Source organism: Ligilactobacillus salivarius DSM 20555 = ATCC 11741 (genome assembly GCF_001435955.1).
In the GTDB taxonomy this organism is placed as follows: Bacteria; Bacillota; Bacilli; order Lactobacillales; family Lactobacillaceae; genus Ligilactobacillus; species Ligilactobacillus salivarius.
The window spans coordinates 1-26,955 of record NZ_AYYT01000006.1 but is presented as its reverse complement, the minus strand read 5'-3'; the positions used below and the strand labels follow the sequence as shown (position 1 = coordinate 26,955).

General features: G+C 33.2%; 26 protein-coding genes. 7 read left to right on the top strand and 19 right to left on the bottom strand.

Annotation, left to right across the window (positions count from 1 at the left end):
• Nucleotides 1-40: 40 nt before the first annotated feature.
• Entirely contained in the window at nucleotides 41-1,927 is a 1,887-nt protein-coding gene (spxB, locus tag FC55_RS04435) for a pyruvate oxidase (RefSeq protein WP_003701439.1), read from the top strand.
• A 59-nt stretch (nucleotides 1,928-1,986) separates the two neighbouring features.
• Here the strand turns inward: spxB and mscL are convergent, their stop codons facing one another.
• The 6 genes from mscL to FC55_RS04410 form a co-directional block, all read right to left on the bottom strand.
• On the bottom strand, nucleotides 1,987-2,364 hold the full coding sequence (gene mscL, locus FC55_RS04430) for a large-conductance mechanosensitive channel protein MscL (RefSeq protein WP_003701438.1): 378 nt from the start codon (nucleotides 2,362-2,364) through the stop codon (nucleotides 1,987-1,989).
• A gap of 175 nt (nucleotides 2,365-2,539) precedes the next feature.
• A complete protein-coding gene (locus FC55_RS10085; RefSeq protein WP_225356273.1) occupies nucleotides 2,540-2,737 on the bottom strand; it encodes a hypothetical protein in 198 nt (65 codons plus the stop codon).
• Nucleotides 2,734-3,111, bottom strand: coding sequence for a TMEM175 family protein (locus FC55_RS04425; protein WP_003701436.1), 378 nt, complete (start codon nucleotides 3,109-3,111; stop codon nucleotides 2,734-2,736). Before FC55_RS04425 ends, FC55_RS10085 begins: the two co-directional genes overlap by 4 nt.
• A 100-nt stretch (nucleotides 3,112-3,211) precedes the next feature.
• Nucleotides 3,212-5,134, bottom strand: a complete 1,923-nt coding sequence (gene asnB, locus FC55_RS04420) for an asparagine synthase (glutamine-hydrolyzing) (protein ID WP_003701434.1) — start codon at nucleotides 5,132-5,134, stop codon at nucleotides 3,212-3,214.
• 239 nt (nucleotides 5,135-5,373) lie between these two features.
• Nucleotides 5,374-6,156, bottom strand: coding sequence for a M23 family metallopeptidase (locus FC55_RS04415; RefSeq protein ID WP_003701433.1), 783 nt, complete (start codon nucleotides 6,154-6,156; stop codon nucleotides 5,374-5,376).
• 225 nt (nucleotides 6,157-6,381) lie between these two features.
• Nucleotides 6,382-7,395 (bottom strand): glycosyltransferase family 2 protein, encoded by a 1,014-nt coding sequence (locus FC55_RS04410; protein WP_035150294.1) that lies wholly within the window; start codon nucleotides 7,393-7,395, stop codon nucleotides 6,382-6,384.
• A gap of 145 nt (nucleotides 7,396-7,540) precedes the next feature.
• Here FC55_RS04410 and FC55_RS04405 point away from each other — a divergent pair, with 145 nt between their 5' ends.
• On the top strand, nucleotides 7,541-8,404 hold the full coding sequence (locus tag FC55_RS04405; protein WP_003701429.1) for an NAD(P)-dependent oxidoreductase: 864 nt from the start codon (nucleotides 7,541-7,543) through the stop codon (nucleotides 8,402-8,404).
• 62 nt (nucleotides 8,405-8,466) lie between these two features.
• Here FC55_RS04405 and rpsR read toward each other — a convergent pair whose 3' ends face one another.
• The 9 genes from rpsR to dnaA form a co-directional block, all read right to left on the bottom strand.
• Nucleotides 8,467-8,703, bottom strand: a complete 237-nt coding sequence (rpsR, locus tag FC55_RS04400; RefSeq protein ID WP_003701427.1) for a 30S ribosomal protein S18 — start codon at nucleotides 8,701-8,703, stop codon at nucleotides 8,467-8,469.
• A 21-nt stretch (nucleotides 8,704-8,724) separates the two neighbouring features.
• Entirely contained in the window at nucleotides 8,725-9,276 is a 552-nt protein-coding gene (gene ssb / locus FC55_RS04395) for a single-stranded DNA-binding protein (protein WP_003701426.1), read from the bottom strand.
• A 40-nt stretch (nucleotides 9,277-9,316) separates the two neighbouring features.
• Entirely contained in the window at nucleotides 9,317-9,613 is a 297-nt protein-coding gene (gene rpsF / locus FC55_RS04390; RefSeq protein ID WP_269148441.1) for a 30S ribosomal protein S6, read from the bottom strand.
• Nucleotides 9,614-9,823: 210 nt separating this feature from the next.
• Nucleotides 9,824-12,376, bottom strand: a complete 2,553-nt coding sequence (gene gyrA, locus FC55_RS04385) for a DNA gyrase subunit A (RefSeq protein WP_003701422.1) — start codon at nucleotides 12,374-12,376, stop codon at nucleotides 9,824-9,826.
• Nucleotides 12,377-12,412: 36 nt separating this feature from the next.
• Nucleotides 12,413-14,371 (bottom strand): DNA topoisomerase (ATP-hydrolyzing) subunit B, encoded by a 1,959-nt coding sequence (gyrB, locus tag FC55_RS04380; protein ID WP_003701420.1) that lies wholly within the window; start codon nucleotides 14,369-14,371, stop codon nucleotides 12,413-12,415.
• Nucleotides 14,372-14,373: 2 nt separating this feature from the next.
• The gene (recF, locus tag FC55_RS04375) at nucleotides 14,374-15,513 is read right to left on the bottom strand and encodes a DNA replication/repair protein RecF (protein ID WP_003701415.1); all 1,140 of its coding nucleotides are present in this window, start codon (nucleotides 15,511-15,513) and stop codon (nucleotides 14,374-14,376) included.
• Nucleotides 15,513-15,734: a S4 domain-containing protein YaaA gene (yaaA, locus tag FC55_RS04370; RefSeq protein ID WP_003701414.1), complete on the bottom strand. Its 222-nt coding sequence runs from the start codon at nucleotides 15,732-15,734 to the stop codon at nucleotides 15,513-15,515. Before yaaA ends, recF begins: the two co-directional genes overlap by 1 nt.
• Nucleotides 15,735-16,147: 413 nt before the next feature.
• Nucleotides 16,148-17,287, bottom strand: a complete 1,140-nt coding sequence (gene dnaN / locus FC55_RS04365; protein WP_003701413.1) for a DNA polymerase III subunit beta — start codon at nucleotides 17,285-17,287, stop codon at nucleotides 16,148-16,150.
• 166 nt (nucleotides 17,288-17,453) lie between these two features.
• The gene (dnaA, locus tag FC55_RS04360; RefSeq protein WP_003701412.1) at nucleotides 17,454-18,818 is read right to left on the bottom strand and encodes a chromosomal replication initiator protein DnaA; all 1,365 of its coding nucleotides are present in this window, start codon (nucleotides 18,816-18,818) and stop codon (nucleotides 17,454-17,456) included.
• 507 nt (nucleotides 18,819-19,325) lie between these two features.
• Here dnaA and rpmH point away from each other — a divergent pair.
• The 4 genes from rpmH (at nucleotide 19,326) to FC55_RS04340 (ending at nucleotide 22,219) form a co-directional block, all read left to right on the top strand.
• The gene (rpmH, locus tag FC55_RS04355; RefSeq protein WP_003701411.1) at nucleotides 19,326-19,460 is read left to right on the top strand and encodes a 50S ribosomal protein L34; all 135 of its coding nucleotides are present in this window, start codon (nucleotides 19,326-19,328) and stop codon (nucleotides 19,458-19,460) included.
• 57 nt (nucleotides 19,461-19,517) lie between these two features.
• Complete coding sequence (rnpA, locus tag FC55_RS04350; protein WP_003701410.1) at nucleotides 19,518-19,859, top strand: ribonuclease P protein component; 342 nt, start codon at nucleotides 19,518-19,520, stop codon at nucleotides 19,857-19,859.
• Nucleotides 19,860-19,880: 21 nt separating this feature from the next.
• Complete coding sequence (locus tag FC55_RS04345) at nucleotides 19,881-20,720, top strand: YidC/Oxa1 family membrane protein insertase (protein WP_035150291.1); 840 nt, start codon at nucleotides 19,881-19,883, stop codon at nucleotides 20,718-20,720.
• A 251-nt stretch (nucleotides 20,721-20,971) separates the two neighbouring features.
• Entirely contained in the window at nucleotides 20,972-22,219 is a 1,248-nt protein-coding gene (locus FC55_RS04340) for a NupC/NupG family nucleoside CNT transporter (protein ID WP_003701408.1), read from the top strand.
• 77 nt (nucleotides 22,220-22,296) lie between these two features.
• Here FC55_RS04340 and FC55_RS04335 read toward each other — a convergent pair whose 3' ends face one another.
• Nucleotides 22,297-23,319: a YeiH family protein gene (locus FC55_RS04335; RefSeq protein ID WP_003701403.1), complete on the bottom strand. Its 1,023-nt coding sequence runs from the start codon at nucleotides 23,317-23,319 to the stop codon at nucleotides 22,297-22,299.
• A gap of 108 nt (nucleotides 23,320-23,427) precedes the next feature.
• Between FC55_RS04335 and FC55_RS04330 the strand changes: the two genes are divergently transcribed.
• Nucleotides 23,428-24,306, top strand: coding sequence for a LysR family transcriptional regulator (locus FC55_RS04330; protein WP_035150288.1), 879 nt, complete (start codon nucleotides 23,428-23,430; stop codon nucleotides 24,304-24,306).
• Between the two features lie 90 nt (nucleotides 24,307-24,396).
• Here FC55_RS04330 and FC55_RS04325 read toward each other — a convergent pair whose 3' ends face one another.
• The 3 genes from FC55_RS04325 to FC55_RS04315 all read right to left on the bottom strand — a co-directional run bounded on the left by FC55_RS04325 (nucleotide 24,397) and on the right by FC55_RS04315 (nucleotide 26,233).
• A complete protein-coding gene (locus FC55_RS04325; RefSeq protein ID WP_003701401.1) occupies nucleotides 24,397-24,906 on the bottom strand; it encodes a hypothetical protein in 510 nt (169 codons plus the stop codon).
• A gap of 27 nt (nucleotides 24,907-24,933) precedes the next feature.
• Nucleotides 24,934-25,734: a polysaccharide deacetylase family protein gene (locus tag FC55_RS04320; RefSeq protein WP_003701400.1), complete on the bottom strand. Its 801-nt coding sequence runs from the start codon at nucleotides 25,732-25,734 to the stop codon at nucleotides 24,934-24,936.
• A 142-nt stretch (nucleotides 25,735-25,876) separates the two neighbouring features.
• Nucleotides 25,877-26,233 carry an iron-sulfur cluster biosynthesis family protein gene (locus tag FC55_RS04315; RefSeq protein ID WP_003701399.1) on the bottom strand — a complete coding sequence of 119 codons (357 nt, stop codon included), beginning with the start codon at nucleotides 26,231-26,233 and terminating at the stop codon, nucleotides 25,877-25,879.
• Nucleotides 26,234-26,955 lie beyond the last annotated feature (722 nt).

The following is a 26,955-nucleotide window of genomic DNA, read 5'->3' as shown; positions in this document are numbered from 1 at the left end:
TAAACTTTAAGTAAAATCACTTTTAGAGAGGTAAATTTTTATGCCTAATAAAATCAGTGGCGCTGATGCCATGTTAAAAGTTTTGCATGAATGGGGAGTTACTCATATTTATGGTCATCCTGGTGGCTCACTTGACTCTACTATGAATGCTTTACATAATCAACAAGATAAAATTAAATTTATTCAAGTTCGGCATGAAGAAGCCGGTGCACTTGCTGCCTCTGCTAGTGCTAAACTTACTGGTAAAATTGGAGTTGTTTTAGGTTCTGCTGGTCCAGGAGCTATTCATCTTCTTAATGGCTTGCACGATGCAAAAGCTGACCATGTTCCAATATTCGCTATTATCGCACAGGTCCCTACAACCAAAATGAATATAGATTTTTTCCAAGCTTACAATGAAGGTCCTTGGTTTGATAATGTTGCTTGTTGGAATAGAACAGCTATGACTGCTGAAAGTATTCCTAAACTTGTTGATGAAGGTATCCGTCAAGCTTATAAGCATCGTGGAGTCGCCACCCTAATTTTACCTAAAGACCTAGGATGGAAAATGATTCCTGATACTTTTGTTTCCAATGCAGCTAACCACGTTGAACCAATTTACCCTGAACCCAATCCTCAATCCATTACCGACGCTTTAGAACTGATAAAAGCAGCTAAAGCACCTATGGTTTACTTTGGTATTGGGGCTAAACATGCTGCTAAGGAATTGAAAGAAATTTCTGCTAAATTTAAACTTCCTCTAGTATCTTCTGTTCTTGCTAAGGGAATTATTGAAGATACCTATCCTACTTATATGGGATCAACTGGCCGTGTTGCTCCAAAAACCGGAGTAGAATTAGGATTTAATACTGATTTAATTCTCTGGATTGGTAACGATGTGCCTTTCAGTATCTTCCTTTTTAATCCTAAGGCTAAAGTCATTCAAATTGATATTGATAGTGAAAAATTAGGTAAACGACATCAAGTTACTGTTCCAATTCTTGCTGATTCTAAAAAAACATTGCAAGCCTTACTTAAACAAGGTGAAGAATTACCTGAAACACCATTCTACAAAGCTGCTTTAGCTAACAAAGAAAATTGGCTAGCATGGTTAAATAGATTTAAACACAGTGAAGATATCCCACTTAGACCTGAACCAGTTTTCGAAGTTTTGAATCAAGAAGCTAGTGATCAAGCAATCTTCACTCTTGATGTTGGTAATGTAAATATTAACTTTGCTAGACTTATGAACTTACATGATCAACAAAAATGGACTACCTCAGGCCAATTCGCAACTATGGGGTATGGTGTTCCTGCGGCCATCGCAGCTAAAATACTTTATCCAGATCGTGACGTATATAGTCTTAATGGCGATGGTGGTTTTGCTATGCTAATGGAGGAAATCATTACACAGGTAAAGTACAATTTGAATATTATCAACATTATTTTTAACAATAAGACCCTTGGCTATATCGAGGCTGAGCAAATTGATGACACTCAACAACCTGTTTTTGGAGTCGATCTTCCTGATACTGATTGGGCAACAATCGCCAAAGGAATGGGTGCAGTTGGTTATACAGTCTACACTTTAGACGACTTTAAAGATGCAATTGCTGCTGGCAAAGAAAGTTCTAAGCCAATTGTAATTGACGTTAAATTTACTCGAGAGATGCCATTTACTACTGAACATATGTATTTGGATCCTAGTTACCAAGATCCACAGAAAGTAGCTAGTTTTATCGAAAAATATCAAGCAACTACTTTACGTCCATTTAGTTATTTCCTAAAGCGTGAACTAGGAGAATCTCGCGATGATTTTAACTCCGCGATGCAAAATGTTTTTGATGTAATTACAACACCATCAACCTTACCGGAAAATTATGACCAAAAGAAAAAAGAACAAGATCAAATCATCCCAGATGCAGTTTCTGGAGCTTCCGAGTACTAAAAAAATCCTATGAAATTGGGTTAATTCCAATTCCATAGGATTTCTTTTATTTAAACTTATTATTTATCAAGTTTCTTTAAAGAATCTCTAATTTCTTCTAATACTTCCAATTGAGGATCTTTAGGTGCAGGAGCTTCTTCCTTCTTGTCTTGACGTAACACTTTGTTGATACCTTTTACCATTAAGAATACAACAAAAGCAATAATCAAGAAGTTAATTACCGCATTTAAGAAACTACCAACTCTAAATGTCGCATTACCAATTTTAAATACTAAATCAGAAAAATCAATTGCTCCGACAAATAAACCTAAGAAAGGATTAATAATATACTTAACTAAAGAATTAACAATAGCTGTAAAAGCACCACCGATGATTACCCCAACTGCTAAGTCCATTACATTACCACGAGATATGAATTCTTTAAATTCTTTTAACATAAAATAATCCTCCTAATAATAATATGTGGTTACAAATCAGCATTATAACATATTGTTCACAATTATTAAATCTTTAATTATTATTTATATTAAAAAAATAGCATTAATTTTCCTTTTTTATCAATCTATCCATTCATATCATTACATTTTTATTTATACAAAAATAAATTATTTTTTATGGATTATAAAATCTCTCAATTCTTCTATCTGGAATAATCCAAAGTAAAGTTGTAATAACCAATAGGACATAACTTAAAATTGGTAAAAATAAGGCACAAATTGTAATAGTTAAATACAATGCCACAGAAACTTTACCTTTAAAGTCACTACCAAATAACTGCTTCAACTTCGAATTTTTCTTATGTTGTTTCAAAACTTCAATTTGTAATAAATAGTAAGAAATCGAACACATAAATAATATAAATCCATAAACAAAGGTGCTGTTTTAAAAGGATATGTTCCTAACCATTTTGTCGCTACAGGTAATAATGACATCCAGAATAACCAATGTAAATTGAACCATAGTATTTTTCCCGATACTCTTGATAACGTAGATACTAAATGATGATGGTTATTCCAGTAAATTCCCACGTAAATATAACTAAGCACATATGCAATAAAAGTTGGGATAATTGACCTAATAGCGTCAAAAGTCGCACCATCAGGCATATGTAACTCCAATACCATAATTGTAATTATAATTGCTAAAACTCCATCACTAAATGCCTCCATACGATTTTTAGGCATAAACACTCACTTCCTTTCTCTGCTATCTTAACAAGGCCTTTTTTAATCAGTCAACAAAAATAGCCGTGAGAACTCTCTCACGACTACAATATCTTATATTTTAAGCTTCTGCAAAATTCTGTTCATTTGCATGTGCTTTAACATTGTTAAAACGAATTTGATCCCTAATGTCATGTTCACAGTCTTCAGGGAAGTATACTTGATACCACAAAATAAATGTATAGATTGTAAAAATCTTTTGCATACTTGATTTACCATTCAAATGTTCTTTGAAGATTTCAAGTAATGCATCAATATCAAAGAATTTCTTGGCAACATCAGATGTGAAGGCATCTTCTATCATCTTCTTGTACTTAGGTTCTTTCATCCATTGAGCAACTGGAGATGGGAAACCTAATTTTTCCTTATTAGCAACTTTTTCAGGTAATTCTGCTTGTGCTGCTTTACGTAAAGAAATCTTAGTTGTATCACCTTGAATACGAGTCTTAATTGGCATTGTAGCTGCAAATTTAGCAACTTCACGGTCAACCAACGGTGTACGAACTTCAAGTGAGTTTGCCATACTCATGCGATCAGCTTTTTGTAAGATATCAAATGGTAACCAAGTGTTGATATCAAAGTATTGCATTTGTGTCATTTCATCTTTATCTTTTACTTCATCAAAGATGTGCTTTGTATATGCACCTGTATCAACATTTAAACTCTTATCTTTTAAGATTTTTTCACGTTCATGGTAGTTATAAACATAGTTTACACGGTAGTAACGTTCACTCAATGGTTGTGCACCACGAACTAAGAAACGTTGACCATGGAAACGAGGTAGGTTTTCAACTGCTTTAGCTAAACCTTTACGTACAAAGCCTGGTACCCATTTTTGATAACGTTCGAATGGACCAGCTTCAAGGTATGTATTATATCCACCAAAGAATTCATCTGCACCTTCACCAGATAAAGCAACCTTAACGTGTTCACGTGTACCTTTTGATAAGAAGTATAATTGCATAGCAGATGGATTAGATAATGGTTCATCCATGTAATACATGATTGTTGGTAAAATACCAAAATAATCATCTGCATCAATCTTGATTGGTGTATTCTTTTGACCAATCCCTTCAGCAAAATCATGTGCCCAGTCAATTTCGCTATATTTAGAACGATCATATCCTAATGTAAATGATTGAATATGTTGTTTCTTAATTTTTGTTGCTTCATTAAATACATAACTTGAGTCAACACCACTAGATAAGAAACTACCTACTTCAACGTCCGCAACCATATGCGCATCAACAGATTCACGTACTAATTTACGAATTTGACTAGCATCGCTTTCTACTGTTTGTGAGTTGTCAATCTTATCATAATTAAATTTATAATATTGATGTACTTCAGTCTTGCCATTCTTATGAATTACATATTGACCTGGCATAACTTTATAAACATGTTTAAACATTGTTTCCTTGGAAGGAATAAATTCAAAACTCAAATGAATAGGTAGTAGTTCCTTATTGAATTCCTTCTTGAAGTTTGGATGATCTAAGAAAGCTTTGATTTCAGAAGCCCATAAGAATGTTTCACCATCATCATAGTAGTACAATGGTTTAATTCCAAAATGATCACGAGCTAAAAATACTTCGTTTTCTTTTTGGTTATAGATTGCGAAAGCATACATACCTCGAGTCTTTTGAAGCAACTCTGGGCCCCAAGCATCATAGCCATGGATTAAAACTTCTGAGTCAACTTCTGTTCTAAAGTTATATCCTAATTCTTTAAGTTCTTTTCTAATTTCTTTATAGTTATAAATTTCACCATTAAAGGTTAATACTTTGGTTTGGTCTTGGTTATACATAGGTTGTTTACCATGAGCTAAGTCAATAATTGATAAACGACGAAATCCCATAGAAACATTGTTATCTCTAAAGAAAGCTTCATCATCAGGTCCACGGTGACGAATTCGATTAGCCATCTTTTCAATTACATCATCTTGGACATCTGTTTGGTTAACATAACCGACAAATCCACACATATTTGTTCCCCTTACCTTCTATAATTTGTCCTAGAATAATTCTAGTAACTTATTTCATATTAATATTACATACGCATACATGTACGTACACAGTAATAATTGCATTATAGCACTTATCCCAGTATTTATACAAGAAAGGATATTATTAGAAAGATATCTTATTTTTTTCTTTAGAATATAAAAAATATCCCTTAATTATTAGTACTTTATCTAATAATTAAAAGGATATTTCAATCTTCTTATTGTACTTGTTGTAATGCTTGTCCAACTGTTACAAAGTTATTGCCATCTGAGATTGATGCGGGTTGTTCACTATTAGAACCATACATATTTGTTTGTTCATCAATCCAATTATTCTGATTCATATCAACACCGAACATTTCAGCTGGTGAAATAAAGTCAGTTGCTGCAGCAGTTTCAGAATTTGTTGGTAATGATGGCATTGGGTATGCATTATTAATGTAGTTTGAAGCATTCTTAAAAGCTCCAATATGCAAATGAGGAGCATAACTATTGTAATCTGGAGAAGCACCTGTTCCTCCGACAGTACCTACTTGTTGGCCACTTGTTACTTGTTGACCTTTAGATACCGTGATAGATGCTAAATGTTGGAAATATACAGCTGTATTAGATTCTTGGAAATATACGATAACTACATTGCCTTGATCTGGAAGAAAGCCTGTATAACTAACCACACCGTTATTAGTAGCTAAAACTGGAGTACCTTGTACAGCTGGTAAATCCCAACCTTGGTGGTATTGAACTCCACCTATGCTACGCCAACCCATCCCAGAAGAAATTTGTAAATCATTTACACTAACATTTGGAAATGGTGAGCTACTATTGCTTATTCCCTTAATTGCTGTTTGATTGATTGTGTCTGCACTTACTTTTGAAAAAAATATATTGTGTTGCACAGTAGCCTTCTGAACACTCTTATGTTCAGTCATCGCAGTTTTAGAAATATGCTTATTTTGCATCATTCCAGTAATGCCAATTGAAGCTAACACTGCACTTGCCATAACTAATCTTTGTGTTATTCTCAAAATTACTTATCTCCTCTGTTTATTTCTATATATTCTTACTTTAAAAACTATCCAACATTCATTGTACTAAATATGCGAATAATATGTGGCTTTTTCAATCAATCGTTAATCAAATGAAATATTTCACTTAGTTATTTTACACTTGCTTTACAAAGTATTAAAAAAGGATTGAACTTATAATCTGTCCAATCCTTTATATAATCAATTAAAGCCATATAGCCTTTGAGCTACTTTATAAACATCTGTAGCTAATTTCCTACCAAATTTTCCTGGAAGATTAATACCTATCCCAAATAGTCTTCTTCGCAAAATCCTGTATACATCGCCATATTCTTTTAAATAATTCCATAAATCATCTTTTAAATCCAAGTATTCTTTTGTATTCCCACGGATCAAAAGTATCGACGAAATAGTCGTAATAATTTCTAAATATCTCTTCATGTACTTTCCTACGTCAGAATTAGCATCTATATTCTCAGCATAGAACTTTATCATTCTTTTATTAACATACAATTGTTGGTCTATTCGTTTGAGCATCACTTTTTCATTAACAGATTGATCTTCTCTTCCAATAAAATAATGATACAAATCAACATCTAAATAGTACATTTTTTTAACATAAGGCAATGGTTCAAATACATAAAGGTTATCTACATAGAATTTATGCTTTGGTAATCTTAATTTAGCTTCTTTGGTTACTAGACTAGTTCTATATATAACAGCATGCATCAAAAAATATTCTCCATACAGTAAATGTACTTTGTTCCACGTGAAACTTTTATTTTTTGGTAACCACCGATACTTAATTACCTTTTTATGTCCTAACTCCACTTTATCGTAAATATAATTACAAATTAACATATCAATTTCTTTGTTTGATTCTTCTAAACTCTCTAGAAAATTCAGAACTTTCTGATATGAATTTAAATCTAGCCAATCATCACTGTCAACGACTTTTACATACTTTCCCTTTGCTAGATACATTCCAGTGTTTACAGCCTGCCCATGTCCCCCATTTTCTTGATGAACAGCCTTTATTTGCTTAGGATATGTACGTTCATATTTATCTATAATCTCTGCTGTCCTATCTGTCGAACCATCATCTATTAATAAAATTTCAACTCTATCATTTCCGGGAAGTAATGACTCCACACAACGATCTATATAATCTTGCGAATTGTAACACGGAACTACAATGCTCAATAATTTTTCCAAATAATTCACCTATTCTATCACTATTAAAAGTTAGATCATGTTAAATTCTAACATTACTCTCTTATTTCTTCCATAAGCATTATTTCTTTTCGTAAAACTTATTAGTGTTAAAATTAAGGTAGCGTTATAGAAAGAAGGTATCTATATGAAAATTGGTTTTATTGGTACTGGTGTTATGGGAAATGCTATCTCTGTTAATTTGTTAAAAGCCGGATATGAAATGGTTGTATATAATCGAACTAAATCCAAAACTGATAATTTAGTTTCTTTAGGTGCTAGTTGGGCTGACTCACCAAAAGAAGTAGCTCAACAAAGTGATATTATCTTTACAATGGTTGGATTTCCACCAGATGTTGAAGATGTATATTTCAATTCTGAAACTGGAATTTTTGCAGGAGCTAAACCACAATCTATTCTAGTTGATATGACTACTAGTCGTCCTTCTCTTGCTCAAAAAATTTATCAAGAAGGTCAAAAAAGAAATCTCTTTGTTTTAGATGCCCCTGTATCTGGCGGTGATGTTGGAGCAAAAAATGGTACTTTAACTGTTATGGTTGGAGGAGATAAAGAATCATTCGATAAGCTTACAGATATTTTTGAAGTTATTTCTCAGAGTTATCACTTATTTGGCCCAGCTGGTTCTGGACAACATGCTAAAATGGCAAATCAAATTATGATTGCTGGGACAATGACTGGATTAACTGAAATGCTCGTCTACGCTAAAAAAGCTGGACTAGACTTAGATTCTATTCTTACTACAGTAGGAGCTGGATCAGCAGCCAACTGGAGTCTAAGTAATTACGGCCCTAGAATTTTAGCATCTGACTATACTCCTGGATTTTTTGCTAAGCATTTTCTCAAAGATTTACGTATTGCTTTAGATTCTGCTAAAGACATGGGTATCCATCTTCCTGCGACAGAAAAAGCTGAAGAACTTTATCAAACAATGGTTGATGAATTTAAATTAGGTAATGATGGTACTCAGGGATTAATCAAGATATATGATTAAAAATGACTAAAAAAGACACTTAACAATGTTTGTACATTGTTAAGTGTCTTACTTTTTAACTATTAATCTTCAGCAACAAATGGCAATAAGCCCATGATACGAGCACGCTTAATAGCAACTGTTAACTTACGTTGGTTCTTAGCACTTGTACCTGTTACTCGACGAGGTAAGATCTTTCCACGTTCAGAAATGAAACGACGTAATAAATCTGTATCCTTGTAGTCGATGTATTCAATGTGATTTGCTGCGATGTAGTCTACCTTACGGCGACGACGTCCGCCTCTACGTTGTTGAGCCATGTTATTCCCTCCTCACGCTTACTAGAATGGCAAGTCATCATCAGAAATATCAATAGATTGTCCATTATCCGCAAATGGATCAGCACTATTATCTGCTCCATTATTTGCTGGTGTATTTCCACCAAAATTATTATTTGATTGAGAATCACCGAATGGATTACTATCAAACTGTGATGCTTGATTTTGTGAAGGAGCATTATTTCCGTAATTATTTTGTGTCATTCCATGTTGTTCACGATAACGATCTGCTTCGGCACGTGATTCCAACAATGAGAAATTCTCGGCTACAACTTCTGTAACATATACTCTTGTTCCTTGCTGGTTTTCATAAGAACGAGTTTGAATTCGTCCGTCAATCCCAACCAATGAACCCTTATGAGTAAAGTTGGCAAAATTTTCTGCTGGTTTACGCCACATTACACAGTTAATGAAATCAGCTTCACGTTCACCTTGTTGGTTAGTAAATTGACGATTTACAGCAACAGTAAATGTAGCAACCGCAGCTCCAGAAGCCGTGTAACGTAAATCAGGATCTCTTGTTAAACGACCTACTAGAATAGCTCTATTAATCACAGTAACTCCTCCTTAATTTTTTATATCTCTTTTAAATTTATTAGTCTTCACGTTTAACGATCATATGACGTAAAATACCATCATTAATCTTTGCAAGACGGTCAAATTCGTTGATTGCATCTGCATTTTCAGCCTTGATGTTTACAATGTGGTAAATACCTTCACTGAAACCACCAATTTCGTATGCAAAACGACGCTTAGACCAGTCTTTTGAGTCTATGATTTCAGCACCATCGTTCTTCAAAATGTTATCAAAACGTTCTACTAAAGCAGTCTTTGCTGCTTCATCGATAGCTGGGCTGATGATGTAAGTAATTTCGTAATTTGTCATGTCTATTTGCACCTCCTTATGGACTTATGGTTCTCTGTTCTCCTTTGAACAGAGAACAAGGATTAATTTGAATGATATACATTCACGAATTAAAATTATATCATGATTTTAATCGTTTAGCAAGAGTTTTCCTGATTTACCCTACCAATAATTAACATACGTAAAATAAAAATCTTTTCAAAAAAAGATTGGGATATTTTCCCAATCTTAAAAATTTTATTCATCATCTTTTTGAGCAGCATCTAATAATCTAGCAACATCACTATCTTTTGTATCATCACTAATTTCAGTGCTTACTTCTTGAGTTGTTTCTTCACTATTTTCGTTTTCGTCTTCTGGCTCAACTTTTGTCATTGTCGATACAATTGAATCAGCACCTAAATTAATCAATCTTACACCTAATGTTGCTCGTCCTGTTTCAGATACATCGCTAATCTTAAAGCGTATCATGACACCTTTATCAGTAATAACCATGATATCTTCATCACCATTTACAGTTGTTAGTCCTGCCAATGGTCCATTCTTTTCAGTGATATTTGTTGTCTTTATACCTTTTCCACCACGGCCTTTAATTGGATACTCACTAGCAGCAGTTTGCTTACCGTATCCATTTTCAGAAATAACAAAGACTTTACTTTCAGGTTCAAGAATTGCAGAACCTATAACATAGTCGTTATCACGAAGACGGATACCTCTAACACCAGCGGCAGAACGACCCATTGATCTGATATCTTTTTCATCGAAAGATACAGCATAACCTTGATGAGTACCGATGATTATGTTCTTAGAATCATCGGTAGCTAGGACATTTATTAATTCATCACCATCACGTAAAGTTATAGCCTTCAAACCATTTTTACGGATATTTCCAAATTCACTGACCGAAGTTCTTTTTACCGTTCCTTGACGTGTGATAAAGAATAGATACATTTCCTTGTCAGTTTGAACTTTATCTGCAGGAATATTTATCACTGTTTGAATTTTTTCATCTGCAGAGATATCCAATAAATTAATTACCGGAATTCCTTTAGCAGTTCTACCATATTCTGGAATTTCATATGCCTTCATCCGGTATACTTTTCCAACATTTGTAAAGAATAGCAATTCATCATGAGTTGAGGTCGTCAATAAATGTTCAATGAAGTCATCATCATGAACTCCCATACCTTGAACACCTCTACCACCACGATTTTGCGCTTTAAAATCACTAGTTGGTAGACGTTTAATATAGCCGTTATGTGTTAATGTAACTACTACGTTTTCTTCTTCGATTAGATCTTCATCTTCAATACTTAAAACTTCACCAACCATCAATTCAGTGCGTCTTTCATCACCAAATTTTTCTTGAATTTCTAGTAGTTCTTCATAAATGATCTTATCGATTCTTTCAGGCTTAGCTAGAATATCTTCATAGTCTGCAATTGCTGCCATTGTCTTCGAATATTCGTTTTCAACTTTGTCTCTTTCAAGTCCTGTCAAACGTACTAAACGCATATCTAAGATAGCTTGAGCCTGTTTATCACTTAATTGATATTCATTCATCAATCTATCTTTAGCTACATCTGGACTTTGAGAACCACGAATGATATTAATGATGGCATCAATATGATCTAAAGCTATACGTAATCCTTCTAAAATATGAGCTCTTGCTTTAGCTTTCTTTAATTCAAACTCAGTTCTACGACGAATTACTTCTTCTTGATGTTTCAAGTAGTATTGTAGAATTTGCTTCAAGCTAAGAATCTTTGGTGTTCCATTAACAATGGCCAACATGTTAAAACCAAAAGTAGTTTGCATTAATGTTAATTTATACAAATTATTTAATACAACTGAAGCACTAACATCTCTACGAACATCAATCGTTACACGCATACCTTCACGATCTGATTCATCTTTAACATCAGTAATGCCTTCGATTTTCTTTTCACGTGCTAATTCTGCAATACGTTCAATTAATCGAGCTTTATTTACCATGTATGGCAACTCGTGTACAACAATTTGTTGTTTTCCATTAGCTTGCTCATCAATTTCAACTTTGGCACGTAAAGTAACAGTACCCTTACCTGTTTCGTATGCTTTTCTGATACCAGATTTTCCCATTACAATTGCGCCAGTAGGGAAATCTGGTCCAGGGATTGCCTCCATCAAATCAGCTGTAGTTACATCAGGATTTTTCATTAACATATGAATTCCGGAAATAACTTCTCCCAAATTGTGAGGCGGGATATTTGTCGTCATACCTACAGCAATACCTGTAGCCCCATTAACTAGCAAATTAGGAAAACGTGCTGGTAAAACAACAGGTTCTCTTTCAGTTCCATCGTAGTTTGGTTGGAAATCAATTGTATCTTTATTGATATCACGGAGCATTTCTAGAGTAATCTTTGACATTCTAGCTTCTGTATAACGCATCGCAGCAGCACCATCACCATCGACAGAACCAAAGTTACCGTGCCCATCTACTAACATATAACGATAACTGAAATCTTGTGCCATACGTACCATCGATTCATAAATTGCAGAGTCACCATGTGGATGAAACTTACCCATTACATCACCAACAATACGTGCGGATTTCTTATATGGCTTATCAGGAGTAACCCCTAATTCATTCATTCCATACAAGATACGACGATGAACTGGTTTTAAACCATCGCGTACGTCAGGCAAAGCACGAGCTACAATAACACTCATCGCATAGTCTAAAAACGATGTACGCATAACTTTAGATAAATCAACGTCTTTAATTCTATTTGGTAAATCTACCAATTTTCTTACCTCCTAACACTTTTGCTCACGATGTAATTAAACATCCAAGTTATTAACAAATGTTGCATTATCCTCTATAAATTGACGACGAGGTCCAACATGATCTCCCATCAACATTTCAAATACTTCATTTGCTTCTTCTGCATCTGATAATTCTACTCTCAATAATCGACGATTTTCAGGATTCATTGTAGTTTCCCATAACTGTTCAGCATCCATTTCACCCAAACCTTTATAACGTTGAATAACAGGCTTTGGACTAGATGGTAAACTTCCTAAAACATCATTCAATTCTTCGTCAGAATCAATATATTTTATCATCTTACCTTGACGCACTTGATACAAAGGTGGTTGTGCAATATATACGTAACCTGCGTCAAGCATAGGTTTCATGAAACGATATATCAAAGTTAATAGCAAAGTTCTGATATGAGCACCATCGACATCAGCATCAGTCATGATGATTAACTTATGATAGTTTGCCTTAGAAACATCAAATTCTTCTCCAAATCCTGTTCCTAAAGCTGTAAATAGCGAACGAATTTCTTCATTAGCCAAGATTCTATCTATTGTTGCTTTTTCAACGTTTAAAATCTTACCTCTAATTGGTAAGATAGCTTGTGTTAAACGTGAACGTCCCTGCTTGGCAGATCCACCAGCAGAGTCCCCTTCGACAATAAATAATTCTGAAATTTCAGGATCTTTTGAAGTATTGTCAGCTAACTTCCCTGGTAAATTAGAAATTTCTAAACCATTCTTCTTACGTGTTACCTCACGTGCTCTTTTAGCGGCAATACGAGCTTTAGCGGCTAAAAGTCCTTTTTCTACAATTTGCTTTGCAACTGTAGGATTTTCCAGCATAAATTTATTGAAAGTTTCACTAAATAATTTATCAGTAACCTTTCGAGCATCTGAATTTCCTAACTTAGTCTTTGTTTGTCCTTCAAATTGTGGATTAGGATGTTTAATTGATACTACAGCTGTTAAGCCTTCACGTACATCTTCCCCGGAAAGATTTGCATCATTTTCTTTAATCAAGCCACTTTTACGACCATAATCATTAATTACTCTTGTTAAAGCAGTTTTAAATCCAGATTCATGAGTTCCACCTTCATAGGTATGAATATTGTTGGTGAAAGATAACAAGTTAGAATGGAAATCATTAGTGTATTGTAAAGCTACTTCCACCGTAATTCCATTTTGTTCACCTTCAACATAAATAGGTTCTGGGAAAATAACTTCCTTACCCTTATTCAAGAATTCAATATAATGCTTAATACCACCAGCATAGTGAAATTCTTCATGTGTTGGTTCTTCTTGACGTTTATCATCAATTGTTATCTTTAATCCCTTATTCAAAAAGGCTAATTCACGAATTCTTTTAGTTAACACATTGATGTCATAGGTTGTAGTTTCTGTAAAAATATCTGGATCTGGCTTGAAATGGACAATCGTTCCATGTTCATGGCGAGGACACTTTCCTACAACTGTCATAGAGGTAGCTACTTTACCTAATTTAAAGTCCATACCATAGACGTTTTCATCATCTTCTCGCATGACTTTTACATCTAGATTTGTTGATAATGCATTTACAACTGAGGCACCCACACCATGAAGACCACCAGAAACTTTATAGCCTCCACCGCCAAATTTACCACCGGCATGTAAGACCGTAAAAACTGTTTCTAATGCAGGACGACCTGTTTTCTTTTGAATATCAACAGGAATACCACGACCATTATCTTTTACAGTAATGCTATTGTCTTCTTCAACTGTTACATTAATTTCATCAGCAAATCCTGCTAAAGCTTCATCGATACCATTATCAATGATTTCCCATACCAAATGATGTAGCCCTTGAGAACTTGTTGAACCAATGTACATACCTGGGCGTTTACGAACAGCTTCTAAACCTTCAAGAACTTGTATTTGGCTAGCATCATATTCTTTTGCCTTTTCTTCTTGAAGTTTTTCTTTTCTTTCTTCTTCAGTCACAGCTATTCCTCCTCAATCGTAAATGAATTTTCTTCTGTAATTTTTCCGTTATCTATTCTAAAGATTTTGGGTTTATTAATTAATTGTTGCGCAACATCTGATAATCCTGGTGTAGTCAGGAATGTTTGTACTTTATTTTGAATAGTTTTCAATAAATGAGTTTGTCGAGCACCATCTAACTCACTCAACACATCATCTAACAACAGGATTGGATATTCATGTGTTTTTTCTTTCATCAAATCTATTTCAGCTAATTTCACAGACAACGCTGCTGTTCTTTGCTGGCCTTGCGATCCATACACTTGGACATTTTTGTCATTCAACATAAAACGAACATCATCTCTATGCGGGCCGAGCAATGTTGTCCCTTGAAAAATTTCTTTATCCATCATAGTTTTATACTGTTCAACCAAGGATTGCTTTAATTCCAACACACTCTTTCCTTGGTATTCTTTCAATGTACTTTCATACTGAAATTGTAAATGTTCCTTACCCTGTGTGATTTGGTTATGTAACTTATCAGCATATTTTTCTAATTCTTGTAAAAACTCTAATCTTTTAAAAATTATTTGCGAACCACTTTCTGAAAGTTGTTCTGATAATATTTCTAAATATACTTTATCCGTTGCCTTTTTGGTTTGTAGTTCTTTAAGATACTTATTTCGTTGGCGCAAAACCGCCCGATATTCAGTCAAGGCATGTAAGTAAAGAGCATCTATTTGTCCAAACTCCATATCTATGAACCTTCGACGAACTGATGGAGCCCCCTTAACTAGCGCTAGGTCTTCCGGCGCAAACAGAATAACATTTAATTGCCCGATATACTGTGACAATCTTGCTTTTTCCAAATAATTAACTTTGGCTTTCTTACCTTTACGACTTATCAAAAGTTCTAACTTCGTGTTACCTAAACGTTGATGAACTTCTCCTCTAATTAATGCGGCATCTTTTTTAAAGGTTACCATTTCCCTATCATTGCTCGTTCTATGACTACGTGCCATTGCTAAAACATATATAGATTCCAATAAATTAGTTTTTCCCTGAGCGTTTTTCCCAATCAAAACGTTAACTTGAGGAGAAAAAGCAACATTAACATCTTCATAATTTCGAAAATGTTTAAGTTCCAATTTTTCAAGATACATTATTTGTCAGCTTCCATCATAAACTTTCCATATTCAGGAATTTCAACTAAATCGTTAGGATATAACTTTCTACCTCTACGGTTATCCAATTCACCATTGATCAAAACATCATTTTCTTGTAAGAACCATTTCGCTTGCCCACCAGAACTAATGATGTCAACAATCTTTAATAATTGACCTAAAGTTATATAGTCTGTCTTCAACTTCACTTTTTGTGCCAAAATATCCCCTACTTTCTTTTAAATACTTTCTAATTATACCTTTTTTTTGATAAAAAGACAATTTTTAAAGGCTTTTTTAACCGTTTATAGCACTTTTATACCAATTTAGACTTATCCTACCTACCCTATATTAAAACGGCTCAAAATAACTCTTATTTGCTTTTTTAGCATATCCAAACTACAAGGAACATTAATTGAAAGAACGGCAACACTACACCAAAGCTACTTATTCACCCTTAGTTTTATTTGTGAAATCTACACAAACTTACAGCCTCAACGGTTCTATCATTTTCCACTGATATTGATCAATCAATCACAATGGTATAGTATATTAATTTTTTACATAAAAATAAGACTCTTTATACATAAAAAGCATAAGAGTCTTATTTAATAAATTAATCTAATTTATCTTTTTAGAATGTTCTCACAGGTGTAATCAACTGAACAAAATTATCTTTATCTTCTGTTGGTACAATTGTGAATGGACGTAATGGTTGTGTAAACGCAATTGTAATTTCTGATTGACCAAATGAACGTAGGGCATCTTTCATATAATCTGGATTAAATGAAATTTCTAACTCTGAACCTTCTAAATTTTTGAAATGTAATTCTTCTTCAACATTTCCGACTTCAGGAGTATTACCTGAAAGAACAACACTTTGTGCACTTGGATTAATTGCTAATTTAACTACATTATTGCGACCTTCATGAGATAGAAGGGAAGCACGTTCAATTGATTGAAGTAATTCTACTGCATTAAAATCAACTGTAATTTCTGAAACTTTTGGAATTAATCTTTCAGTATCAGGATATTTTCCTTCTAGTAAACGAGTGTAGAAAGAAGTGTTGCCTAGAATGAATAATGCTTGATTTTCTGAAATCTGAATTTCAATGTTTTCGTCACTATCAGAAATCATTTTAGATAATTCACTTAAAGATTTTCCTGGAATAATAACATCATAAACCGCATCGTCAGCACCTGATAATTTGATGATACGTTGACTTAAACGATGAGAGTCAGTTGCTACTGCAAGCAATTCTCCATTCTTTATTACCAAATGAATACCAGTTAAAATAGGGCGACTTTCTTGATTAGAAACAGCAATAACTGTTTGACTAATAACTTGTTTTAGTATATCGCCGGGAACAGTTAATTGATCTTTTGAATCAATTTCTGGAAGATGAGGGTATTCTTCAGCATTTAACCCATTAATTGTAAATTCTGCTGATCCAGAAGTAATTGTTGCTTGAAATCTTTCGTTAATTTCAATTGTCATTGTTTGTTCTGGTAATTTCTTTACAATTTCACTAAAGAAACGAGCAGGTAAAACAACTGCACCTTCTTGTTCAATTTGTAATGCAGCATTATCATCTGCAATTGAAATGATTGTTTCAATGGATATATCTGAATTGCTACCAGTTAAAGTTAATGCATCCTTTGACAAATCCATTTTTAATCCTGTCAAAATATCAATTGTCGTTTTGGATGATATTGCTCGTTGGACATCGTTTAAATATTTGATAAATGATGCTCGTTGAATTGAAAATTTCATGTATATGAATCCTCCTAATATATATTTATATATTATTTATATAAATAGTAGTAATAGTAGGGCCTGTTCATACTGTGGATAAGTATGAAAAAACCTGAAATATAAGAAAATCACTTGTGGAATTGTTGTGGATAAAATCATTAGGTTATTAACATTAATCCACAAACTAATCTTGCAGCTCGGCTCGCAGTTCATTTACTTCCTTTTGGAGAGTAGTGTCTGTATGAAGAGCTTCAGCAATCTTCTCATGAGCATGAATAACAGTTGTATGATCCTTACCACCAAATTCATTTCCAATTTTTGGAAGTGAGGCATCTGTTAGTTCACGTGATAAGTACATAGCAATTTGGCGAGGAATAACGATAGATTTAACACGTTTCTTTCCCTTTAAATCAGCAATTGTTACATGATAATACTTAGCTACTTTATCTTGAATGATAGGAATAGTTAGTTTGCTGGATTTGCCACTGACTTTTAAGTTTTTAAGAGCCTCAGCTGCTAGACTAGTAGAAATTGGAGTGCGAGTCATTGAAGAAAAAGCTTCTACTCGCATTAAAGCACCTTCAAGTTCTCTAATATTTGAATCTATTTGACCAGCTATATAACTAAGTGTGTCATCTGGAATAGAAACGTGTTCAGCCTCAGCCTTATTTCTTAAAATTGCGATTCTCGTTTCAAAATCTGGAGGCGTTATATCAACGGATAGCCCCCATTTAAAGCGAGAAACTAGTCTTTGTTGAAGTTTTGGAATTTCATTAGGCAGTCTATCTGATGAAAGAACGATTTGTTTTTTATCATCGTATAGCGCGTTGAAAGTATGGAAAAATTCTTCTTGTGTACCTACTTTATCTGCAAAAAATTGAATGTCATCTACAAGTAGTAAATCGACACTTCGATATTCACGTCTGAATTCTTCTTGACGCTTTGTTTGTATAGAACTAATGAAATCATTGGCAAAGGATTCACTAGTAACGTATTTTACTTTCGCATCAGGACGATTTTCTAACATTTGATGTCCAATAGCGTGCATTAAATGAGTTTTTCCCAAACCAACACCGCCGTAGAAGAAGAGCGGGTTGTAAAAAACGCCAGGTTCTTCAGCAACGGCTAGTGCTGCTGCATGTGCTAATTGATTACCTTTACCAACAACAAAAGTATCAAAAGTATAACGATCGTTAAGTTGAGTTTCTTTTAGAAAAGAAGAACTATTATTATTTTCTGCAACAGAAACTTTTTTTGGTGTAGTTACACTTTCTGAATTTGCTAGAGGATTAGGATCACTAGGTAGCTTAGCTAAAACAGTTATTTTTTCACCAGATACTTCTTGGATTAGATCTGAAATTTGTCCATTAAGCTTTTGAGTCCAATAATCCCTATGTAAAGGTGTTGGAACATTTACAATTAGTGTTTGATCGATATATTGAACTGGTTCTGCTGGACCAAACCATGCCTTGTAGCTAGCAGGATTTAAAGATTTACTGAAAGATTCAATAATATATTGCCAAAGTGAATCTAAATCTAAATTAAGCACAGGTAAGCCTCCTTTTTTAAATATTGTGAATATATTTTAGCATTTTTAAAAGAAGTTTTCCACAGGTGAAAATAATAAACTTTTTTATTAACAACAGGTGAATATAGATATCCACAAGTGCAAATAGGAAGACCAAGATTGTACATTATTTACACGTTATCCACAGAAAGTAACAAAGGAAACACCTTGGAAAATAAAGAACTATACTAGTTATAAACAGCGAAGGTTATGTTTGTGGATAAAGTTATTAACAGGGTGTTGAATTACAATTTTTCTATGAAAAACTCTGTGAATTGTTAGAAAGAAATTTTTTGAAGAATCACAATAAATTAACGTGTAATTATAGATTTTGTGGATAATTAGATGTTTCATTATTTAAATGCTACTTTTTTTTTAGTAGAAAGTATGATAACATTAATAAGTAAGTCTGAGCTTGACATTTTAACTACTTTTTAGTAAAGTAATCAGTATCATTGTTAAGTAAGGGTATTGAGGAGGTGTATATCAATGAAGAGAACTTACCAACCAAAGAAACGCCATCGTCAACGTGTACATGGTTTTCGTAAACGTATGAGTACAAGTAACGGTCGTAATGTGTTAGCACGTAGACGCCGTAAAGGTAGAAAAGTATTGTCTGCATAGGCCACTGGACCGTCAGTGGTCTTTTTTCTTATGTAGACTTTTCATGGAGATTTAATTATGAGAAAGTCATATCGCGTCAAAAAAGAAGCGGAATTTCAAACAGTCTTTACTCAAGGACAGTCTTGTGCTAATCGCCAATTTGTGGTTTACATGCTAGAAAAGCCTGATCAAAAGCATTTTCGAGTAGGAATTTCAGTTGGTAAAAAAATTGGAAATGCGGTAGCTCGCAATTGGGTAAAGCGTCGTATTCGCCAAAGTTTAACTGAATTGAAGCCTCAGTTGAAGCAAGATTGCGATTTTCTTGTGATTGCACGACCAACTGTTGCTTATATGTCAATGGCTGAAGTAAAGGAACATCTAAAGCATGTTTTGAAATTAGCCAAAGTATTAGGAGAATGACGTAAGAGAGGTACATATACAGTGAAAAAGTTAAAACGCAGTTTAGTTCTGCTGAGTTCACTAGTTCTGATGGTAGTTGTATTGTCAGGGTGTACTCCAACCACTAAGGTAGATGCTAGTAGCACGGGATTTTGGGATCATTATATTGTGTGGAATTTCATTCGTGCTATTCAAGGATTAAGTCATATTTTTGGAAATAGCTATGGCTGGGGAATTGTAATTTTTACAATTATTGTTCGTATCATCATCTTGCCGCTAATGATTTATCAAATGAAGAGTATGCGTCAAACGATGGAATTGCAACCCAAATTAAAAGCATTGCAAGAAAAATATCCTGGAAAAGATATGGAATCAAGACAAATGTTGGCTAAGGAACAGCAAAAATTATATTCTGAAGCTGGAATTAATCCTTTTGCAAGTATGCTTCCTTTAATTGTACAGATGCCAATTTTGTTTGCTTTGTACCAAGCTATTTTTAGATCAGATGTTTTGAAGTCAGGTACATTCTTTTGGATGCAGTTGGGAGATAAAGACCCATATTATATCTTACCAATTTTAGCTGCAGTTTTTACTTGGCTAACTTCTAAATTGAACTCAATGGCGCAACCTGAACAAAATACAATAACAACGGTAATGACATGGTCTATGCCGATTATGATTTTTGTATTTGCATTAAATGTTCCTGCTGCACTTTCTTTATATTGGGTAATTACTAATTTGTTTTCAGCAGGACAAACGTTACTTATCAATAATCCTTTCAAAATTAGAAAGGAACGTGAAGAAAAAGAACGTAAAGAGAAGGCTCGCCAACGTAAATTGGCTAAAGCTAAGCGTAAGGCCTATAAGAGTAAACGTAAATAGCATTATAAAAGTATCCATCGCGAGTACGATGGATACTTTTTTTGTGAATAAAAATATAATATCTCAAATATACTTATGTGGATAAGTTTATTTTTTAATTATTAACATGTTAAAAAAATTAAGTTTCAATAAAAGATTGCAAAGAACAAATGAAATCATGTATACTTGAAATGTTTAATTTTATGTAAAGATTGTTAGCATAAATGAAAACACTGAAAATTTAATACGTACTTATTCAAGGAGGAAAAATCGTGTATCTAGCGATAAATATTGTTGGTGTACTTGTCTTTTTAGCGATTGGTTGGCTTTTATCTAAGGATCGTAAGCAAATTAATTGGCGTGCCATCGCTGTAATGGTATTATTTAACTTATTTTTGGCATGGTTCTTAACAAGCTTTTCAATCGGACGTGCAATTGTTGATGGAGCTGCAGCTGGATTTAATGAATTAATGAAAGTTGCCTATGTAGGTATCGAATTTGCGGTTCCTAGTATGGTTAAAGTTAAGCAAATGGACTGGTTTGTTTCTGTACTTCTACCAATTTTGATGATCGTTCCTTTATTCGATATCTTGACATATATTGGTATTTTACCTTGGGTTATTAAGTGGATAGGAAGAGGACTTTCTTGGTTGACAGGTCAACCTAAATTTGAATCTTTCTTTGCTATTGAAATGATGTTTTTAGGTAACACAGAAGCTTTGGCTATTTCAAGTTTGCAATTAAAGCAAATGAAGGCTGAACGTAACTTAACTTTGGCTATGATGTCTATGAGTTGTGTTACTGCTTCAATTATTGGTGCATATACTCAAATGATGCCAGGTAGTTATATTTTAACTGCTGTTCCAGTTAACGTTATTAATGCTTTGATTGTGACATCTATGTTGAATCCAGTAACAGTAACTAAAGAAGAAGATACAGTTGCTACAATGAAGGGATCAGCAGCTGCTGAAACTGAAGTAGGCGATGTTGATGCTGAAGGTAATGCAGTAAAAGAACCATTCTTCTCATTCTTAGGTGATTCTATCTTAGGTGCTGGTCGTTTGGTATTAATCATTGCTGCTAACGTTATTGCTTTTGTTGCTTTAGCTGCATTAATTGATAAGCTTTTAGGATATATTAATCCATGGTTATCTTTAGAACACATTTTAGGAATTGTAATGTTCCCATTTGCATGGTTAACAGGTTTGAATGTTCAAGACTCTTTCCAATTTGCTCAATACATGGGTATGAAGTTGGTAACAAATGAATTTGTTGTAATGGGTAAGGTTACAGGCACAATTAGTACACACGCATTTAATCCTCATTATCGAGCAATGTTAACAGTATTTTTAACATCCTTTGCTAACTTCTCAACTATTGGTATGATTATTGGATGCTTTAAGGGTATTGTAAATAAAGAAAAGAATGATTTAATTTCTAAGAATGTTGGTTATATGTTAGTTTCCGGTATTCTAGTATCACTCCTTTCTGCTGCTATGGTTGGTTTGTTCGTTTGGTAGGATGCAACAATCTTTAGTATGAAAAAAGCATTATGATATTTCTCATAATGCTTTTTTATTATGTGTTCGTAATCAACTTAAAATAAGGCTTTAGCGGCAATTATCATAAAAATTAATAAAACAGTAGAGCTAATTGCAGCAGCTGAAAATACACTTTTACCACGCTTGAAGATAACTTTAAAGTTTACAGACATGCCTAATGCAGCCATAGCCATACCTAAAAAGAGATAAGCGATTTGAACAAGGCTATCGAGATAAGGTGCGATGAATGGAACAAATGTACCGATAATGCTAGTTAAGATGAAACCACCTAAAAACCAAGGGATAGGTAATTTAGAATTAGTAGTTTTAGTATTAAGGGTATTTGCAGCCATTTTTTTACGATACCAAAGACCTACTAGAAGTGCTACAGGAGCAAGAAGTAGGACACGGGATAATTTCATAATAATTGCATTTTGAAGACTGATTGCACCACCAGCACCACCAGTAGCTACAGCATGAGCAATTTCATGAAGTGATCCACCCGCCATAATACCAAATTGGCTGGCATCTAATCCGATAAATGGTTTTAGAAAAATTTCAATCAAAGTAAATACAGTACCCATTACGCAGACAACTGCAACAGCTAAAACTTCATTTTCACGTTTTCTTTCTTCATTAGTAGTTTCTATTTGAGGGGAAACACCCATTACAGCAGCTGCACCACAAATTCCACAACCACACGCAGTTAGGATAGCCAATTCAGATTCAGCACCAAATTTTTTACAGAGGTAATAAGTGAGAGTAATCATACCACTTACGACAATAATTGAAAGAATAATGGTTTTTATTCCTGCATTAGCTAAAGTTATGAGATTAAGTTTGAATCCTAATAGGATAATCCCTAAACGGAGAAATTTATTAGAAATAAAACCTATTCCAGAGGAAGCTTTATTAATAGTTTGAGGAAATGATTGGAATGCAATTCCTAACAATAATGAAAGAACTAAAGCTCCAATTAAACTAAGGTAAGGAAGTTTTGCTAAAAAACTACCTAGGACAGAACAAATAAAAGTAAGAAGAGCAGCGAGCCAAAATGCACGTTTTTTAAATATAGTCATATAAACACCTCTTTGTAAATATTTTCTATAATAAATGTACCAAAAACCTTTGATAAAATTAAATAATGAATTACTATGTTATCATAAGTATAAATTATGGAGAATAAAATGTTAGATAATAAAATTGAAACGTTTATGATGGTAGCCCATCTAAAGTCATATACCAAAGCGGCAGAAAATTTGTTTATAAGTCAACCAGCAGTGTCTCAACAAATTAGACAATTGGAAGAAGAATTTGGAGTAAAGCTATTTAACTATGAAAAGAGGAAATTATTTTTAACAACTGAGGGAAAAGAATTATTGAAATTTGCAGAATCAGTGAAAGTACAAACAAAAAATATAAAAATAAAAATGAAATTATCTGATAAGCAAAGTAGCCCATTGAATTTTGCAACAACATTTTCACTTAGTAATAATGATGCATGGAAAATTGTTGATTACTATAGAAGTCAGAGAAGTAAGAAAATTGTGTGTCAAACTTTTAATACTCAACAATGTTTAGAAGCTCTTAATAATGGAAAAATAGATTTTGCATTGATTGAGGGTAATTTTAAGCAAGATGACTATGATAAAGTAATCATTAGAAATGAACCATTTATTGCAGTAGGAAAAAGGGAATTAGGTATAGAAGCAAATAAAGAATATGATTTACGGGAACTAATAAATTATCCATTAATTTATCGAGAACAAGGGTCAGGTTCGTTAGAAATAACAAGACAAATATTGGGTATGAGAAATTTAAGTCCAATAGATTTTAAACAAGAATACCAAATTGGGAGTTTAAGTTTATTTAGAAGAATGCTATTAGATGGAGTAGGGATAGGATTCTGTTATCAATGTTTATTAACAGATGAGTTGGATGATGGAATTATTCAGAAGATAAAGATAAAAAATATGGAAGTGGCTCATCCTATCTCATTAGTGTGGCTAAAAGGAAATGATCAATTAAAAGAAGAAATACAAGTAGTGAAGGAAATCTTAAAGTAATAATAAAAGTGATTATGGAAATAAATTAGCGACAAATTCAAGTTTTTCGGTAGCTTGAATTTGTCGCTAATTGTCATATTAAAAAGAAAATTAGTTAAAGACGCCTGTTGTAGGATCCATTTTTTGAATAGAACCAGTAGTAGGATTATAATGATAAATTCCCTTTAAATTAGTAACCGCAGTACTACCAGGAGATTGAGTACGAATTTCAATTTCATACATACCATTATTTTCCCCAGTTATAAAAGCAATATCACCATTTCCAAGTTGAACACCTGAAGCGTTTAAAAATGAAGTTAAAACAGAATTATTATCTGTAGTAACATCTTGTGATTGACTTGAAGCAGAAACAGAACTTGAAGGGATTACGTTTGAAGAATCACTTGCTACTTCGCTGCTAGAGCTAGAAGATTGTGAACTGCTGCTACTAGACTTATTTGAACTAGATTTTTTTTGACTAGAACTTTTTACTAATTTAGAAGTCTTGACAGAACTAGAACTACTGCTAGATTCAGAGTTTTGAGAAGTTGAATTGTTGCTACAAGCCCCTAATAAAAATAAAGATATAAAAAGTGGTATAAGAAATAATTTTTTTCTCATGGTAAAACCTCCTTATAATATAGTAAGTTAATTTCCTGATAACAATTGGTTAAAACTTTCATCAGACATATTGGGAATGACACGTTGACGATGAAGTTCGTATAAACCTTGACTGGCATTTGCTAATCCAGGTTTAGTAGTAAGTGCAAATTTATATCCAGCACGTTGAGCGATGAAAGGTGAGGCTGGAGTATATCTACCAACAGGATATATAAGTAAAATGGTATTTTGTTTTAGAGAACGATTGAGTAGCCCACGAGAGTTAGCCATTTCTACTAATTGTTGCTCAGTATTTAAAGTATTGAGTTCAGTATGTGAAACGGTGTGACTAGCAATACTGACCAATTTTTCTTTACGTAATTTCTTTAATTCGTTAGTTGAAAGCATATCAGGTGTATTAATCTTGTCGGTAATCATACCAATTGTTGCATGTAAAGAAAGCTTCTTTAGAATAGGATAAGCCGAAGAATAATTATTTTCATAACCATCATCAAAAGTAATAAAAACAATTTTATTTTCTTTACCAACTGGTACCTCTTGCCTTGTTAGAACACGATATGCTTCATTAGGAGTAAGGGTGTAATATCCTTCCTTATGTAATAATTCCATCTGATGTTCAAATTGTTCGGGAGGTAGGCATAAACTATTTCCCGGGATATTTGCGATGCTATGATACATCAAGATTGGGAAACTAACAGGAGCTGTTACTTTTTTCCAATGAGTATGTGCTTTGCGATGATGAGAAGAACTAGCAGATACTACTGGAATATTTAAAAATGAAAGCACGACAAAAAAAGCTGTAAATACTATTAAAAATAATTTTTTCATTAACCGATACCTATATTTCTATTTTTTACTTTAAGTTTAGTTTAATCAGAGGACATTTGCAACATAGATTAATATGTATAGTAATTTTTCCAACAAAAAAACTGCTGAATCTTAAAAGATAAAGCAGTTAGAAAGTATATTATTATCTGAAATCTTGAATACTTAATGCGGGCATAAGTTCGCCAGAATTATCTCCAGTCAAACGAAGAAGAGAATTGTTAGTATTCAAAGAAATTTTCATATTATCATCCATATACATTTTGGAGTAACCTTTATAGTAGAATTTTCCAATATTGGAATCAATTACTTCATTATAATCTTTTTTATAGTCCATATCTTTAGACACAACTAAAATTCTAAAGTCACTATTTAAAGAGCAAACTCCAACTTTTGATAGGGCACCAACACCATCATCAAAATCAAGCAATAAAACTGCGTTAGAATCATCTGTATAACGTTGTAATTTTTTTGCTGCATCATCAGTAACTGTTATTTTCATAAATGTAACCCCCTAGATAAAATGATTTACTATCTATATCTTTAATGATACTCAAAAGTTGGGATAAATCAATTATATTGCTTGCAATATAATTAGTTATATAATTTATAGAAGAAAGAAAACAATTTTTAAACGGAATTTTCATATATTATTCAAAAATAAACAGTAGTATAAGAGCATAACCTAATAGCAATATAGATTTTCTATATTAACCTTTCATTTACTCTTCTCCCCCGAAAGTAAACGAAATTAACATGCATCCCCCCTGAATGATGTATGTAACTAACTCCTTTTACCTCCATATTGTAATGTGGAGGTTTTTTATTTGGATAAAGAGAGGAAAGTGAAGAACGATTTGTAAGAAATATTGAATTTTTTCTTCACAATTTCTTCATAAATGAAATATATGATATGAGTATCAACTAGTTAATAGTTAGTTGATATCTCCCCCTGAAATATTTTTGAGATTTAAAAGTATTGATTATTTCCCCTAATAATTGATACTAAACATATTAAACTCCTTTTTTCCTCATAGTTGATGACTATGAGGTTTTTTTATTAAATAATCGCAAAATTATTGCTTGACGGAGATTTAAAAAAAGTGTATAGTAATACGTGTCATGTATTGCTACATTAAATGATGTGGCAATATGAGAGATAAGAAAAAATAAAAAAGTTATTGACAAACATATGATGACTTGATATGATATAAAAGTTGTCAG